Raw genomic sequence first — 14,927 nt, 5'->3', positions numbered from 1 at the left:
GAGTTTATGGATTATCCTGTCATGGAAACGGTCCGAAAAGTGAAGGCGCGAGGGAGAGAAGACGAAAACAGGCGGAGACTTTCAGCGCCAGTTGGCTATAATACCTGCCACTTGTTTACCATCCATTTTAAAGGACACCGACATGAGCTTACTCAACGTCCCTGCGGGTAAAGAACTGCCAGAAGACATCTACGTTGTGATCGAAATCCCGGCCAACGCAGATCCAATCAAATACGAAATCGACAAAGACACCGGTGCGCTGTTCGTTGACCGTTTCATGTCTACCGCCATGTTCTATCCGTGCAACTACGGCTACATCAACCACACTCTGTCTCTGGACGGTGACCCGGTTGACGTACTGGTCCCAACGCCATATCCATTGCAGCCAGGCTCCGTCATTCGCTGCCGTCCTGTTGGCGTGCTGAAAATGACTGACGAAGCGGGTGAAGATGCGAAACTGGTTGCCGTACCGCACACCAAGCTGAGCAAAGAGTACGATCACATTAAAGATGTGAACGACCTGCCAGAGCTGCTGAAAGCGCAGATCGCCCACTTCTTCGAGCACTACAAAGATCTCGAAAAAGGCAAATGGGTTAAAGTTGAAGGCTGGGATAACGCAGAAGCGGCGAAAGCAGAAATCATCGCCTCTTTCGAGCGTGCGGCTAAGAAGTAATTCTTACTGCTGAGACTAAGCCCCGCGCGTCGGGGCTTTTTTGTGCCTGTCGATGCGCCCGGCGGCGCTTCGCTTGCTCGGGCCTACGGCGCAAAACGACAACGCCACCGTAAGGTGGCGTTGTCGTTTTTCAGAACTGGTCTCTGTCTAACCAGTTACCGCTTTCAATCAACGTTAACCCGTCGACCGAACGTTGGTACACGTACATCCATGCACTGCCGTAAGGCGTCTGGATCAACTGGCGAGCGTATTCACCGCCCCTGGTGCGCAAGGCATCAAGTTCGGCCAGCGTGGCATTATCAATACGATAAACCTCACCCTGTACCGTTCCGTTCCCCGGAACCGCGCCTGGATAGTGGCCCAGACTGTACAACTGGTAGTTTTCGATTGTGTAATTTCCCAGCAACTGGGCGTTGGTCATCCAGTGGCTGTTGCCTTGCCTGGTTCGTAAACTGCCGTAAACAAATATTCGCATTGCTAAAACTCAAACTGATAGAGCAGATCAAGTGCCTGGTCTACGCCGGACACTGCTTCCAGATATAGCTTAGGCATCAGGCGATAACGTAACGTGAGTGTAGCCAGTGAGTCAAAGATCCCCACGCCATATTTTACCTGTAGACCCGGCAGTACATAGCCGCTGACCACTACCTGCGAAGAGTCACCCACGCCCTGAGTGTCCAGCGCCAGATTGCTTACGCCAAACGTCTCGCCGATTTTACCCACAACCTGACCACTTTGTGCAACCCCCAGACCGACTAACATTGATGTCATTGCCGCACCATCGCCCTGTTGGCTATCCAGACCCTGGCCGCGAAGGAGGTAAGAGAGCGCTTCCTGTTGCGACATGGCCGGGTCAGAGAAGATCTCTGCCTTAGGTTCATCGGCGGAGCCCGTCACGCGCACGCCTGCAATCACATCATCTTCGGTGGCTTCCGGGTTACGGATCGCTTCGATATTGAGTACTGGCTGATCCGGTGGACCGGAGAACAGCAGCTCGCCTTTACGCACAATCAAATCCTGACCGTAGGCATGGAAGCGCCCTTCAGGAATATTGATTTGTCCATTGAGGCCAAGTCCCTGTTGATCCTGCGCCACTTTCAGGTCACCCGTGAGTCTCGCCTTCAGCCCAAACGCGTCCAAACGCACGTTATTCCCCACGTGCACGATAAGATTACTATTGATCGGTATGCCAGCGCTCTTCTGTTCAACAGGTTTCAGATTTTCATTGAGCATAACTTCGTCACTGGAGACGCCAACCGCGCTTTCCGGCACCTCGTGAACCACGATGCGCGCCCACGGTACGTCAACACGGCCGTCCAGGGTGAAGAGACTCGGCGTTGCCTCAAAGACCACGTCTGGCGACACGTCCAGGCGCACCATCGGCGGTACCGTGATACGCACCCTGCTGCCCTTGGCCGCAATACGGGCGCGCCAGTTGTCGAGCTGGCTCCAGTCTGCGTCACCGCTCAGGTTGATTTGTCCCTGCTGCGTCAGTACTGAGCCACTGAGGGTTGAGCTTTGGCCGTTAAAGTTCATCGCCAGCTGGCTTGGCTGCATATCGAACGGCATAAAGTTACCGTCAATGTCCACGCCGTTTAACCGCATCTGGCCAAACAGCTGTGGGCTTTGCGCATCCCCCGCCAGACGCAGGTTGGCGCTGAGCATCCCCGCCGCCTTTTCTCCCCGCGAGAAGATCGGATTCACCATCGCCAGGTTGAAGTTGCGAATATTGACGTTGCCGCCGAGATTGCGCCGCCCTTGCGGATCGGTAATTTGCACCTGTCCGTCAAACTGACCGTTGTTGGTCAGGCGGATCAGCCATCCCAGTTCCGCACGATTGTTACGCAGGTCAGCGTTCACATTCAGGGTGTCGAACGCCACCGGCAGCGGCGCGTCATTGACCTCCTGCGTCACCTTCACGTTACGTCCGGAGAGGGTAACGCTGCCCTGCGGCAGTCCCTCTTTGGTGGTGTCCCACGCGACGTCCGCTTTGCCGCTGAAGACCCCGCTGGCCTGGGTGGTTTCCGGCATAAACGGTTTCAGCATCGCCAGGTCGAAACGGTTGAGGTTGATCTGCGCGCGTCCTTCCGCGCCCGCATCAATGGTCTGCGGCACGCACAGCTCAGCATTCGGGTTGGTCCAGCAGTGTGGCCCAATGCTGATCTTTTGCTCCGCGTTGCGGTAATCCAGCGCGACAGACCGCGACAGCACCAGCGGGCCGACCGGCGTGCTGAAGCGGGTGTTATCCAGCACGCCTTTCCAGCGCGTCGCCTGGCGGTCAAAACTGCCCGTCAGGTGCAGCTGCCCGGAGACCGGCTCGCCCTGCACGCGTAGCTGGAGATCGTGCTGCTTTTCGTTACCTTTTGCCGCCAGCGTGACCAGACTGATGTTCACGTCCGGCTGAGAGATACGCTCCACGCGCAGATCCAGGTTTCCGCCGATCTGATCGGTGGATTTCACGTCTCCCTCGACACGCACGCGGGCAATAGAAAGTTCCTGCCAGCGCAGGTTATTGGCGGTGATGTCCGCCAGCAGCTGCGGCGCCTCCACCGTACCGCGAACCTTCACTAACCCCTTCGCCGTGCCGCCAAGACCCGGCAGGGCGTTATCGAGATTTGGCGCGTCGATGGTGGCATCCAGATTGAGGTCTTTCACGCCCAGCTCGCCTTTGATATCCGCCGTGTTGCGACCCAGCGCCACGTGCAGGCCCGGGATCACCCACTGGAGATAGCTGTTGCCCTTAAGCGAGCCCTCTACGTTGACTTTGTTCTGCTTCACGTTGCCGGTGAGCTTGAGTTCCGGCACGTCCATCTGCCAGGTGCCACCGTACAGGCTACCGCGGGTTTTGATCAGGCCATCCAGTTTTGACGGCCAGTCCGGGACCTCTTTAGCGGTGTTGATCCCGGTCAGCTTCAGCTCGCCGCGCCAGCTGATCGCCTGCTGCCAGTCGAGCAGCGCGGTCAGCTCGGTTTTTCCTTCCAGCGCCGCCACGGTCAGCTTGTCGAGGTTAACCTGCAACTCGTTACCCTTCGCATCCAGGGTGATATCGGCGGGCGGTACCCCCTGCCCCTTCACTGCCGTGCGGAACGACAGCGTGTAGTCGGTCATTTTGCCACTCAGCTTCAGCTTCAGATCGTCAGCCTGGAACTGTTTTTCGCCGGTGAACGGCCAGTAAAGCTGCTTGCTGACAACCTCAAGGTTGAGCGGTAAACCGGCCTCTGCCAGCTGGGTTTGCCCGCGCAGCACCATATCCACCGGTCCGGAGAGGTTCACGCCGAACTCCAGCTTCTCGCGCAGCGCGCCGCCGACTTTCACCTTCACCTTTTCGCCTTTCAGCGGATCGATGTTCAGGGCGCTGTTCAGCGTAATATCTACCGGCCAGTTGTCACGCAGTAGCGCATTGCCTGAGGCGTTGACCGACCCCTGGTTAGTATCAATATCCAGCGCGTCGAGCTTCATGTTGCCGTCGATACTGCTGACTTTAAGCAGCATGTTGAAGACCGTCAGATCGGTATCGCCTGTCAGACGCAACTGCTCGCCCTTAAACTCTTCGATATTGAGGTTCAGCGGCAGATGCACGTCGGTCATCTCCGGCAGAACCGGTTTCGAGAAGAGATCTTTCAGCGTTTCGCCCAGCGGTTTTTCTTCCGGCTGCGGGTTCTGGATCTTCGGCTCGACGATCACTTCCTGCGCCACGTCGGCCACCTTCGGTAGCGCAATCAGCAGCCCTTGCAGGGAGGTTGGGGTCAGAGTGAGGTTTTTCTCCTGCCAGCGCAGACCAGAGGTGAAATCCATCACGGATACCGTCGTGTCGTCGATTTTGATATTCACGTTATCCAGTGCGACCCGGTAAAGCGCAATCGGGTACGGCGTGGAGAGGTTCAGCGGGCCGCTGTCCTCTTCTTCGACAGGCTCGGACTTCGGCATTTTTTTGGAATCTATCGCCACGTTAACGTCTTTTAGCGACAGATCGTTTACGCACAGCTGGCTGTCCCGCAGGCAGCCGAGCTTGACCGCCAGATGAAACTCGCCCGCATTCACCGCCACACCGGGCTGTTCATAACGGATATTTTTCAGGCGCAGATCGCGCCAGCCGCCCGTTACCTGGCCGATTTCCAGCCCCGGCACCCAGCGGTTCGCGGCGTTAAACAGCAAATGCAGGCCCGTGGTGGTGCCCACCAGAAACGCCACCGTACCGAGCAGTAATACGATAAAAATCAGCACCCCGAGGCTTATCTTCTTCCATAAACTCATAATTCAGGCCCCAGACCGATGTAAAACTGTAAACCGTGTTCGTCTTTGTCGCCCACCGGAACGGCGAAATCGAGCTTGATGGGCCCGACCGGTGACTGCCAGCGCACGCCTACGCCCGCGCCGGTTTTGAAATCGCTGCGGCGGATATCGTTCACCGCTTCACCGCCGTCAACGAACATCGCTCCCCACCACTTGCCGCTGACGTTGTACTGGTACTCCAGCGAGCCAGTCGCCAGTTTTGACGCCCCGGTCAACTGGCCTTTGTCGTTTTCAGGTGAGATCGATTTATACTTATACCCGCGAATGCTGCGGTCGCCCCCGGCGAAGAAGCGCAGATCCGGCGGGACGCGTTCGAAGTCACCGGTTTCGATCCAGCCGAGATTACCGCGCATCACAAAGCGGTGTTTGTCGTACAGCGTGCGGATCCAGACGTTTTGCGCCTGAAAGACGGAGAAGTCTACGTCGGAGCCCCAGGCGGTGTTGGAGTAATCGATGGAGTAGCGCTGAGAATCGCCCCAGGTCGGCATCAGGCCACCGCGCGAGCGGGTACGGCTGATCATCACGCCCGGATAAAGCAGCATGGTGGTGTTGGTGACGTTTGCCTGGGTAAAGTGGTCGAGGCTCCAGCGCAGGTTAATGGCGCGCTGCCAGCCGCTGGAGAGATCCCAGAAGCGTGATACCGCAAGCGTCGTCGAGTCCTGCTCGGTATCGTTCAAATCGGTACGCTTAAAGCCGCCCTGCACGAGGTAGTATTGCTCAAGCGGATTTTTCAGCAGCGGCATTTTATAGCTGAAGTCCAGCTGCTGTTCAGGCGCAGACAGGCTGACGCTGGTGGTCAGGCTGTGGCCGTAGGAGTTCATCCACGGTTTTTTCCATGAGGCTTTCACGCGCGGGCCGACGTCCGTGGAGTAGCCGACACCGGTCTCAATGGTGTTCTCGGTGCGCGGAGAGACCACGCCATGCAGCGGTAACACTTTCGTTTTACGGGATTTATCAAATTCCGGCGCTACCACCACGGAGTTAAACCAGCCCGTCGCGGACAAACGACGGTTCAGCTCGCCCAGGTCGCTGGACTGGTAGTAGTCGCCCTTTTTAAACGGCACCAGATTTTGCAGATACTCGTCACGGATTTGCGATCCTTCGAAGGTCACATCGCCAAACCGGTAGCGCTCGCCGCTGTCGTAATCGATATCCCAGAATGCCTGACGTCGCTCAAGCGCAACGCCCAGCTGGCTTTTGTTGAACCGGCTGTCGAAGTAGCCTTTGCGCAGCGAAACGCTGGTTAAGGATTTTTTAAAACGATCGTAATCCCCGTGATTGAGCACGGTGCCCACTTTCGGACGGGTGCTGAGCAGATCCAGGTAGTCCCGATCGGTGCGCGCACCGCCGCGCAGCACCACGTTCGTGCCGCCAATCAGGACGGGTTCGCCCGGCGAGACGCGGGCAATCAACACCTGGCGTCCTTTCGCCGGCGGCGGGCGTAAATCGAAATCGATGGTGGGTTCGTAGTACCCCAACGCCTTTAAGCCTTCGCGGATGGCGTCATCCACGCGCGCGCGAAAACGCCGATCCGGCGTGACCTCATCGCTCTGGATGGTAGAAAGCTGCGCACGCACGTTTTTTTCCAGCGCCCCGGATAACCCCTCAACCTGCAAACGGACATTCGCCGCGCTGGCAATCCCGCTGGTCAGCATTAAACTGACTAAACATAACTGGCGGATCTTTGTCACGTTTTCTCCTGAATATCCCTGTTTCCACCCTGGAAGCAAATGCAGTGCCGCTCCGCGGCAAAATACGGCCTGAAAGCCAAAAACCCAAATTACGGGTTGAAAAAGGGTGTAACACCCAAATATTTCTTATGATTAAATCTAGACTCATTCATCGCATTTATTGTGTTCAATTAAACGCTTCGTGACAACCTTAACCGAAACAACGCTACCCGGGAGGCCCCACCGTGAGTTTATTCGATAAAAAGCATCTGGTATCACAAGCCGATGCGTTACCGGGACGCAACACCCCTATGCCAGTGGCAACATTACACGCCGTAAACAACCATTCAATGACAAACGTTCCTGATGGAATGGAGATCGCCCTGTTTGCCATGGGCTGCTTCTGGGGCGTAGAACGCCTGTTCTGGCAACTGCCGGGCGTGTACAGCACCGCTGCGGGCTACACCGGAGGATATACGCCTAACCCAACCTATCGCGAAGTCTGTTCCGGTGAGACCGGTCATGCTGAAGCGGTGCGTGTGGTGTATGACCCGAGCGTCATTAGCTATGAACAGCTGCTCCAGGTGTTCTGGGAAAACCATGACCCGGCGCAGGGCATGCGTCAGGGTAACGATCACGGCACCCAATACCGTTCGGCCATCTACCCGCTCACCCCAGAGCAGGAGGCCGCCGCCCACGCCAGCCTGACGCGTTTCCAGGAAGCGATGCAGGCGGCCGGTGATAAACGTCAGGTCACGACGGAAATCGCTACCGCGAAACCGTTCTACTATGCCGAAGACGACCACCAGCAGTACCTGCATAAAAATCCGTACGGCTACTGCGGTATCGGCGGCATTGGCGTTTGCCTGCCTCCCCAGCAGGCCTGATTACTGCATCAGCGCCACGCGAGCCGCGTGGCGCGTGGCATTACTCACCGAGCCGTAATCAATGACTTTCCCCTGCAACAGCAGGTTAAACACTGGCGCCTGTGGTCGGTTGAGCCGCGTTTGCAGCAAATGCACCGCTTCTATACCCAAATCCCGACAGGGCACCGTGATCCCCGTAATGGGCTTTTCAAGCCGGTTTGCTAAATTCCACGCAAAATCGGTGGTGATGATGGAGATGTCTTCCGGCACGCGCAGCCCATGCCGCTGTAACGCCTTCAGCACACCCTCGGTCATGCTGGTGCTGTTGGGAAAAATGACCTCAGGCCACTGCGCTCTGTCGTGACGTAACAGCCACGCATCCAGCTCGCGCTCAGCCTCTTCAGCGGTAAACCACTCCGTGACCAGTAAATCCCGCTGCGGCTCAAACGCCACATGAAAATGCCGGTACGCTTCTTTAATTCCATCCAGCCGGGCATAGAGCGTGTCCCGGCGTAAACAGGTGATGGTCAGCACCCGGCGATGCCCCTGCTCGAAAAGATATTGCATCGTGGTAAAGCCGATTGCGCGATGATCGGGCGAAACCGAATCCAGCACCCGGTCCCGGTCGACGGAATTAATTAATACACAGGGTTTATTCAGCGTGCTGGCCAGCTTAAATATGGTGGAATCATCCGTACCAATGATAATTATTGCGTTAATATTTTTATGGCTTGCCTTTTCCATAAATAATTTCACGTCCGCATTCTGTTCCTCTAATCCGCAATAACTGATCCAGACATTATGTGGCGCGCTGGCTTCCGCAATGCCTTTGGTCACTTCCAGATAAAAAATATCCCCACGACCCTGAAACGTTCTTTCAGGCGCAAATACAGCGATTCCGTTAATTAAAAGCCGTCCGCTCGCCATCGACTCCAGCACGCCAAGCTCCCGCGCGGTGCGGACAATGGCTTCCCGGGCCTTATCGCTGGTATAAGACTTGCCGCTCAACACCCTGGAAACCGTGCTCACGGAATATCCCGTCAGGGATGCGATCTCCTCCATTTTTAACTTGCCCGGCATAGTGTGACCTCGCTCTCAATCAGTTTTTGCAAATATTTGCAGAAACAGCGCTTTGATTTTAAAACCAAATTTCAAAATGGTTGGAGTTTACTTATTCACCTTGCGAGTATTCTCACAAAAACACATTGTCGCTACGTCTCGCCTTTCCTATTTTTCGGTCATCACGCTTTTTGACTGAAATTAAGGTGAGAAATGGAGAAGGTACGTTTTGGCATTATTGGTATAGGTAATATCGGTACGGTCCACGCACGCTATTTACTGGCCGGAACCGTCAGCGACGCCTGCCTTACGGCGGTGTGCGATAACGCGCCGGAAAAGCATCCGGCCATTCGGCAGCTGGTTGGTGGCATTCCGCTGTTCAGTGATGCGCAGGAGATGCTCCAGAGCGGGCTTATCGATGCGGTCATTGTCGCCACGCCGCATTACGATCACCCGCACCTGTCGATGCTGGCGATGCGCCACGGCATTCATACCCTGTGTGAGAAGCCAGCAGGCGTCTACACCGCGCAGGTCCAGGAGATGAACGCCTGCGCCCGGGAGTGCGACGTGGTGTTCGGCATCATGTATAACCAGCGGCCCAACCCGCTGTATCAGAAAGTGAAAGATCTGATCGACAGCGGCGAGCTGGGCGAGATCCGCCGCTCCAACTGGATCATCACCAACTGGTATCGCTCGCAGAGTTACTACAACTCCGGCGGCTGGCGCGCCACCTGGAAAGGGGAAGGCGGCGGCGTGCTGCTCAACCAGGACCCGCACCAGCTCGATCTCTGGCAGTGGCTGGTGGGCATGCCGGTTCGTCTGCGCGCGTTTTGCCAGTTCGGTAAGCATCGCGATATCGAAGTGGAAGACGAGGTGACAGCCTACGCCGAATATGCCAGTGGCGCGACCGGCGTGTTCATTACCACCGTCGCGGAAACACCGGGTACCAACCGCCTGGAGATTGTCGGCGATCGCGGCAAAGTGGTCGTCGACGAGGGCAAACTGCGCTACTGGCGGCTGCGCGAATCGGAAACCGAGTTTAACGCTCGCTGGCAGAATGGCTTCGGTGAGCCGGAATGCTGGGAGGTTTCTGTCCCTGTTGCCCCGGAATACAGCGAGCACCACGTCATCACCGCCAACTTCTGCGCCGCCGTGCTGTGCGGCGAGCCGTTGATTGCACCGGGTCTGGACGGCATTCGCGGTTTAACCCTCTCTAACGCCATGCACCTCTCCACCTGGACGGACGACTGGGTTGAGCTACCGCTGAACGAAAAGCAATACCTGCGCCTGCTTCAGCAGCGCATCAGCACCTCTGTAGATAAAGGGGCCACCAGCATCACGCTGGATGCCGCGGGTACCTGGTAACACCGGAGAAAATCGATGTTAAATGTCGCCATTGTGGGAACAGGAAATATCTCCCATAACCATATTCAGGGTTATTTGCAGTTTGGACAGCGCTGCCGGATCGTTGCGCTGGTTGATATCTATCCCGAGAAAGCGGAAGAGAAAAAAGCGCGTTACGGCCTGACGGACGCCCGCGTGTACGCCAGCCACCGGCAGTTGCTGGAGGATGCGCTTCCCATCGATATCGTTGACGTCTGCACCCCGCCCTATGTCCATGCGGAGATCAGCATCGATGCGCTTCATGCCGGCTGCCATGTGCTGTGTGAAAAACCGATGGCCGCCTCGCTGGAGGAGTGTGATGCGATGATCGCCGCCCAGCAGGCCAGCGGAAAAACGCTCTCCATTATTGCCCAGAACCGCTTTACCGATGCCTTCTGGCGCTTAAAAGCGGCGCTGGATTCCGGCCTCGCCGGAAAAATATGCCATGCGCAGGTGGATTCCTTCTGGTGGCGCGGACATTGCTACTACGACCTGTGGTGGCGCGGCACGTGGGAAAAGGAAGGGGGCGGCTGCACGCTGAACCACGCGGTGCACCATATTGACGCCATTCAGTGGATGCTCGGCTTCCCGTCTGAGGTGGTGGCGATGATGACCAACGTGGCCCATGACAACGCCGAAGTGGAAGACCTTAGCGCCGCGATATTCAAATACCCCAGCGGCGCACTCACCCAGCTTACCGCCTCGGTAGTACACCACGGGGAAGATCAGAAGATCATTATCCAGGGTGATAAAGCGCGCATCTCCGCCCCATGGCAGGCTTATGCCAGCGTGAGTGCTGACAACGGCTTCCCGCAGGAGACCAACGATATTGAGCGAGAAGCCCAGCTTGACGCCGTTTTCCAGGCGACGCCCAGGCTCGAATGGACTCTGCACACCGGGCAGATTAACGACCTGCTTCAGAGCATTGAGCGCGGTACGGCCCCGCTGGTGGACGGCGTGCAGGGTAAGCGCTCGCTGGAGCTGATTACTGCGATGTATAAATCAGCCATTACCCGCAGTGTCGTTTCCCTGCCTGTTGGCCGCGATGATCCGTTTTACCGTACCGGCGGGACGAACGCCCTCGCCCCCCGTTTTTATGAAAAATCCGCAAGCGTCGCCAACTTCAGCGAAGTGGGCGCTATCCCTCTGGGTAAAGATCTGGATCGAGGACTGTAACCATGAACAAGAATGACGGAATGAACTACGCGCCGGTGGGCAAACCGCAGCCGGTGGTGCAGGCGGGTGAATTTGTATTTGCCGCCGCCGCGCTCGACCACGGCCATATCTACGGAATGTGTAATGGCCTGATTGAAGCAGGTGCCACGCTGAAGTGGGTTTACGATCCCGATCCGGCGAAAGTGGACACGTTTGTTCAGCAGTACCCGCAGGTGAAGGTGGCTGATTCCCTGGACGTTATTCTCGCCGATGGCGACGTGCGCCTGGTGGCCGGGGCGGCCATCCCCTCCGAACGCTGTGCGCTGGGGCTGAAGGCGATGACGGCTGGCAAAGACTACTTCACGGACAAAGCGCCGCTCACCACCCTTGAACAGCTGGCAGACGCCAAAGCGATGGTGGAGAAAACCGGGAAAAAATACGCGGTCTACTACAGCGAGCGTCTGCACGTGGAAAGCGCGGTCTTTGCCGGGCAGCTGGTACAGCAAGGCGCCATTGGTCGCGTGGTGCAAACCCTGGGCATGGGGCCGCACCGGGAAGGGACTGGCCGCCCGGACTGGTTCTACGATCGCCGCTATTTCGGCGGCATCCTGTGCGACATCGGCAGCCACCAGATCGAGCAGTTCCTGTTTTATACCGGCAACCGCGACGCCACCGTGGTCGCCAGCCAGGTGCGCAACGTTAACCACCCGCAGTATCCCGCATTCGAAGATTTTGGCGACGCCATGCTCAAAGGAGAAAACGGCGCCAGCGGCTATTTCCGTTGTGACTGGTTCACTCCTGACGGGCTCTCCACCTGGGGCGATGGTCGCCTGACGCTGCTCGGTACCGACGGGTATATCGAGATCCGTAAATATGTCGATCTCACCCGGGGTGAGCAGGATGTCGTCTACCTCGTCAATAACGAGGGCGAGTTCCGCTATCCTGTGGCCGGGCAGGTTGGGTTCCCGTACTTTGGCGAACTGATCCTCGACTGCCTGCACCGCACCGAAAATGCCATGACTCAGGCGCATGCTTTCAAAGCTGCCGAACTGTGCGTGAAAGCACAAATGCTCGCAAACGCAGCTGACTAAGGGGACGACATGAACATCCTGAACACGGCGATTATCGGTGCCGGGGCTATTCACAGTTGCCATGTGAATGCCCTGAGGCAAATCCCCAATGTCGCGCTGCGCGCGCTGGTCGATATCGACAGCGTCAAAGGACTGAAGCTGGCGATGAACTATCAGTGCCGCTTTTATCAGGATTACCGGGAAATGCTGCTGGATGACAGCATCAACGTGGTGCATATCTGCACGCCCCACTTCGAGCACAAAAACATGATTCTGGCGGCGCTGGCCGCCGGGAAACATGTCTTTTGCGAAAAACCGGTGGGCATGAACAGCAGCGAGCTTGCCGACATTGCCTCTGCCGCCGCGCAGGCACCCGGCAGGCTCGGCGTCTGCTACCAGAACCGGCTCAATCCGACCAGCCTGCGCATTCGCAAGGAGCTGGCGGAAGGCGTACTGGGAAAGATGTTAAGTATCAAAGCTGTGCTGACCTGGTCCCGCTCGGGGGCGTATTACACGGAAAGCCCGTGGCGCGGGCAGCTGGCAACGGAAGGTGGAAGCCTGCTAATCAACCAGGCGATCCATACCCTCGATCTGATGCAGTGGTTTACGGGTGGCGCCACGCGGCTGAAGGGGGTAGTCGACAGCGGCGAACTGGCTGACGTCACGCAAGGGGAAGACAGCGCGATGGCCACGCTTCACTTCACCAACGGTGCCCGCGGTCTGTTTTATGCCAGCAACTGCCACACCACGGATTCCCCCCTCTGTCTGGAGATCCACTGCGAGCGCGGCTCACTGCTGCTCAACGACAACACGCTCTGGCGCATAACGCCCGGCGAACGGTTTCGCCTGGAAAGCGATGCCTCTCCCGATGGCACCGCAAAAAGTTACTGGGGATTAGGACACCAGCAGGCGATCCGCCGTTTTTATCACGCTATTCATCACCCGGAGAGTACGGATTTTACCGATATTTGTACCGCCGGAAAATCACTCAAGATTGTGGAGGCTTTTTATCGGTCATCTCAGTTAAGACAATGGATAGATATTAATAATTAGAACGTCACGTGTAGTCCAGCAGTGCAATAAAAATACAACCTCTACATCTACCCTACACTGGATATTATTATGGTTAAACCAACTGAACGCAGAGTGGGTTATGGCGTGGCGCTTGGCTACGGCATAACCGACCTCTTTGGCGGAGGCGCTTTCGCCATTATCGGCACCTGGCTGTTATTTTTTTACACCACCTATTGCGGATTATCCGTCGTGGAAGCCGGCTCTATATTTGCTATTGCCCGCGTCATTGACGCGGTATTAAGCCCAATAATGGGTTACATCACCGACAATTTCGGCGATACCTGGCTTGGGCGTAAATTTGGCCGTCGTCGTTTCTTCTTATTACTCAGCTCTCCTTTAATGTTCCTCTATGCTCTGCTGTGGCTGACGGACATGGGTTACTGGTATTACCTGGGCACCTATCTTTCCATCGAACTGCTTTCAGCGATGGTGCTGGTGCCGTGGGAAACCCTCGCCGCGGAGATGACCAACCGCTATGAAGAGCGCAGCCGCCTGTCAGGCGTACGGATGATCTGCTCGCAATTGGGCGGTTTTCTTGCGGTGTCGGTTCCGGGCGTGATTATGCAATTTACCGGCAAAGATAATTCCTTTACCTACACGCTAACCGGACTGATATTTTCCTGCGTCTTTTGCATCGCGGTATTTATTACCTGGTACAGCACCTGGGAAGCAAAAGATGTGCATCAGGAATATGACTTCAAAGTTGATACCCAGCGCAGCAGCGGAGTAATTAATCACCTCAAATATCTGGTGCTGGATCTCTTCTCTTCTTTTCGTATTCGCGCTTTCCGCCTGCATATTCTTATTTATATTTTCTCCTTCACCGCGATGGACGTATTTGGTTCAGTCTTTACCTATTACGTGGTGTATTGCCTGAGTCAGGATGCGGCAGCAGTGTCCGGCTGGCTAAGTATTGCGGCTTTTGCCTCCGTGCCCGGCACGTACGGATTTATGCTGTTACTCAACAGGCTGAACATGACCCCTTCCGCCGCACTGCGCCTTTCGTATAGCTGCATTTTCCTGGTGCTGGCATTCCTGTTTACGGTTTATCTCACCAAAACAGAGGTGCCAACGCTGCTGTTCTCCGCCGTCTTCATCCTGCTGGGTGCAGCCCGTTCCGGCCTCTATTACATTCCGTGGAATATTTATAGCTTTATTCCGGATATCGACGAGATCGTCACGCAGCAACGCCGGGAAGGCATTTTCGCTGGCGTAATGGTGTTGACCCGCAAAAGCACCGTCGCCATTGCGATTATGATTATCGGCCTGGTGTTGCAGGAGTCCGGTTTTGTGAAAGGCAGTGGCGCACAGCCTGAAAGCGCGCTGGGAGCAATAATTGGCCTGATGATTTTTGCCACCGCCGCGCTGCTGGCAGTGAGCTTCTTCGCGACCTACAAATTTAAGCTGACCCGCGAGACGCATAAGGTGCTGCTCAAGGAGATCGCGCGTCGGAAGCTCGGTGGCGACTATCGCGACTGCGACGCCAGCACCCGCGTGGTCATCAAACAGCTGACAGGCTATGAGTACGATCAGGTCTGGGGCGGCGATGCCACACGCCTGGCTGTGGGCGAAAACTTATCCATCGTGAAATAGCCCTTCTCGCCGGATCGGCCCCGTGCCGGTCCGGCTTTTTTTGCCGAAAACGTGACCTCTGGCAGGTTTACACGTCTTTACGCTATACTAC

At 56.5% G+C, this 14,927-nt stretch carries 11 protein-coding genes; 7 read left to right on the top strand and 4 right to left on the bottom strand.

The window, feature by feature from the left end:
- The first annotated feature begins 142 nt into the window (after positions 1–142).
- Positions 143–673: an inorganic diphosphatase gene (gene ppa, locus L379_RS20285; protein WP_006810347.1), complete on the top strand. Its 531-nt coding sequence runs from the start codon at positions 143–145 to the stop codon at positions 671–673.
- Positions 674–803: 130 nt separating this feature from the next.
- On the opposite strand, the gene L379_RS20290 is transcribed toward ppa, so the two are convergent.
- From L379_RS20290 to tamA, 3 genes are read right to left on the bottom strand one after another with little or no spacing between them, the layout of a single operon-like run.
- Positions 804–1,148, bottom strand: coding sequence for a gamma-glutamylcyclotransferase family protein (locus tag L379_RS20290; RefSeq protein ID WP_017383925.1), 345 nt, complete (start codon positions 1,146–1,148; stop codon positions 804–806).
- 2 nt (positions 1,149–1,150) lie between these two features.
- Positions 1,151–4,927 carry an autotransporter assembly complex protein TamB gene (gene tamB, locus L379_RS20295; protein WP_032652317.1) on the bottom strand — a complete coding sequence of 1,259 codons (3,777 nt, stop codon included), beginning with the start codon at positions 4,925–4,927 and terminating at the stop codon, positions 1,151–1,153.
- Positions 4,924–6,657 (bottom strand): autotransporter assembly complex protein TamA, encoded by a 1,734-nt coding sequence (gene tamA / locus L379_RS20300; protein WP_017694656.1) that lies wholly within the window; start codon positions 6,655–6,657, stop codon positions 4,924–4,926. The genes tamB and tamA overlap by 4 nt, the downstream gene beginning before the upstream one ends.
- A 224-nt stretch (positions 6,658–6,881) precedes the next feature.
- Here tamA and msrA point away from each other — a divergent pair, with 224 nt between their 5' ends.
- A complete protein-coding gene (gene msrA / locus L379_RS20305; protein ID WP_006810351.1) occupies positions 6,882–7,523 on the top strand; it encodes a peptide-methionine (S)-S-oxide reductase MsrA in 642 nt (213 codons plus the stop codon).
- On the opposite strand, the gene L379_RS20310 is transcribed toward msrA, so the two are convergent.
- Positions 7,524–8,582: a LacI family DNA-binding transcriptional regulator gene (locus tag L379_RS20310; protein WP_015572495.1), complete on the bottom strand. Its 1,059-nt coding sequence runs from the start codon at positions 8,580–8,582 to the stop codon at positions 7,524–7,526.
- Positions 8,583–8,774: 192 nt separating this feature from the next.
- Between L379_RS20310 and L379_RS20315 the strand changes: the two genes are divergently transcribed.
- The 5 genes from L379_RS20315 (at position 8,775) to L379_RS20335 (ending at position 14,836) form a co-directional block, all read left to right on the top strand.
- Positions 8,775–9,926 carry a Gfo/Idh/MocA family protein gene (locus tag L379_RS20315; protein WP_032652315.1) on the top strand — a complete coding sequence of 384 codons (1,152 nt, stop codon included), beginning with the start codon at positions 8,775–8,777 and terminating at the stop codon, positions 9,924–9,926.
- Between the two features lie 15 nt (positions 9,927–9,941).
- Positions 9,942–11,120: a Gfo/Idh/MocA family protein gene (locus tag L379_RS20320; RefSeq protein ID WP_032652313.1), complete on the top strand. Its 1,179-nt coding sequence runs from the start codon at positions 9,942–9,944 to the stop codon at positions 11,118–11,120.
- A gap of 2 nt (positions 11,121–11,122) precedes the next feature.
- A complete protein-coding gene (locus L379_RS20325) occupies positions 11,123–12,190 on the top strand; it encodes a Gfo/Idh/MocA family protein (RefSeq protein ID WP_017383930.1) in 1,068 nt (355 codons plus the stop codon).
- A 9-nt stretch (positions 12,191–12,199) separates the two neighbouring features.
- Complete coding sequence (locus tag L379_RS20330; protein WP_032652311.1) at positions 12,200–13,222, top strand: Gfo/Idh/MocA family protein; 1,023 nt, start codon at positions 12,200–12,202, stop codon at positions 13,220–13,222.
- 69 nt (positions 13,223–13,291) lie between these two features.
- On the top strand, positions 13,292–14,836 hold the full coding sequence (locus L379_RS20335; RefSeq protein ID WP_032652309.1) for an MFS transporter: 1,545 nt from the start codon (positions 13,292–13,294) through the stop codon (positions 14,834–14,836).
- Positions 14,837–14,927: the final 91 nt, after the last annotated feature.

This window comes from Enterobacter sp. MGH 33 (assembly GCF_000534535.1).
Classification (GTDB): domain Bacteria; phylum Pseudomonadota; class Gammaproteobacteria; order Enterobacterales; family Enterobacteriaceae; genus Enterobacter; species Enterobacter hormaechei_C.
This window is presented reverse-complemented; position numbering and strand designations above follow the sequence as displayed.

Coding starts and splice junctions, on each gene's coding strand:
- ppa (WP_006810347.1), top strand. CDS start 143: ATGAGCTTACTCAACGTCCCTGCGGGTAAAGAACTGCCAGAAGACATC.
- L379_RS20290 (WP_017383925.1), bottom strand. CDS start 1,148: ATGCGAATATTTGTTTACGGCAGTTTACGAACCAGGCAAGGCAACAGC.
- tamB (WP_032652317.1), bottom strand. CDS start 4,927: ATGAGTTTATGGAAGAAGATAAGCCTCGGGGTGCTGATTTTTATCGTA.
- L379_RS20310 (WP_015572495.1), bottom strand. CDS start 8,582: ATGCCGGGCAAGTTAAAAATGGAGGAGATCGCATCCCTGACGGGATAT.
- L379_RS20315 (WP_032652315.1), top strand. CDS start 8,775: ATGGAGAAGGTACGTTTTGGCATTATTGGTATAGGTAATATCGGTACG.
- L379_RS20320 (WP_032652313.1), top strand. CDS start 9,942: ATGTTAAATGTCGCCATTGTGGGAACAGGAAATATCTCCCATAACCAT.
- L379_RS20325 (WP_017383930.1), top strand. CDS start 11,123: ATGAACAAGAATGACGGAATGAACTACGCGCCGGTGGGCAAACCGCAG.
- L379_RS20330 (WP_032652311.1), top strand. CDS start 12,200: ATGAACATCCTGAACACGGCGATTATCGGTGCCGGGGCTATTCACAGT.
- L379_RS20335 (WP_032652309.1), top strand. CDS start 13,292: ATGGTTAAACCAACTGAACGCAGAGTGGGTTATGGCGTGGCGCTTGGC.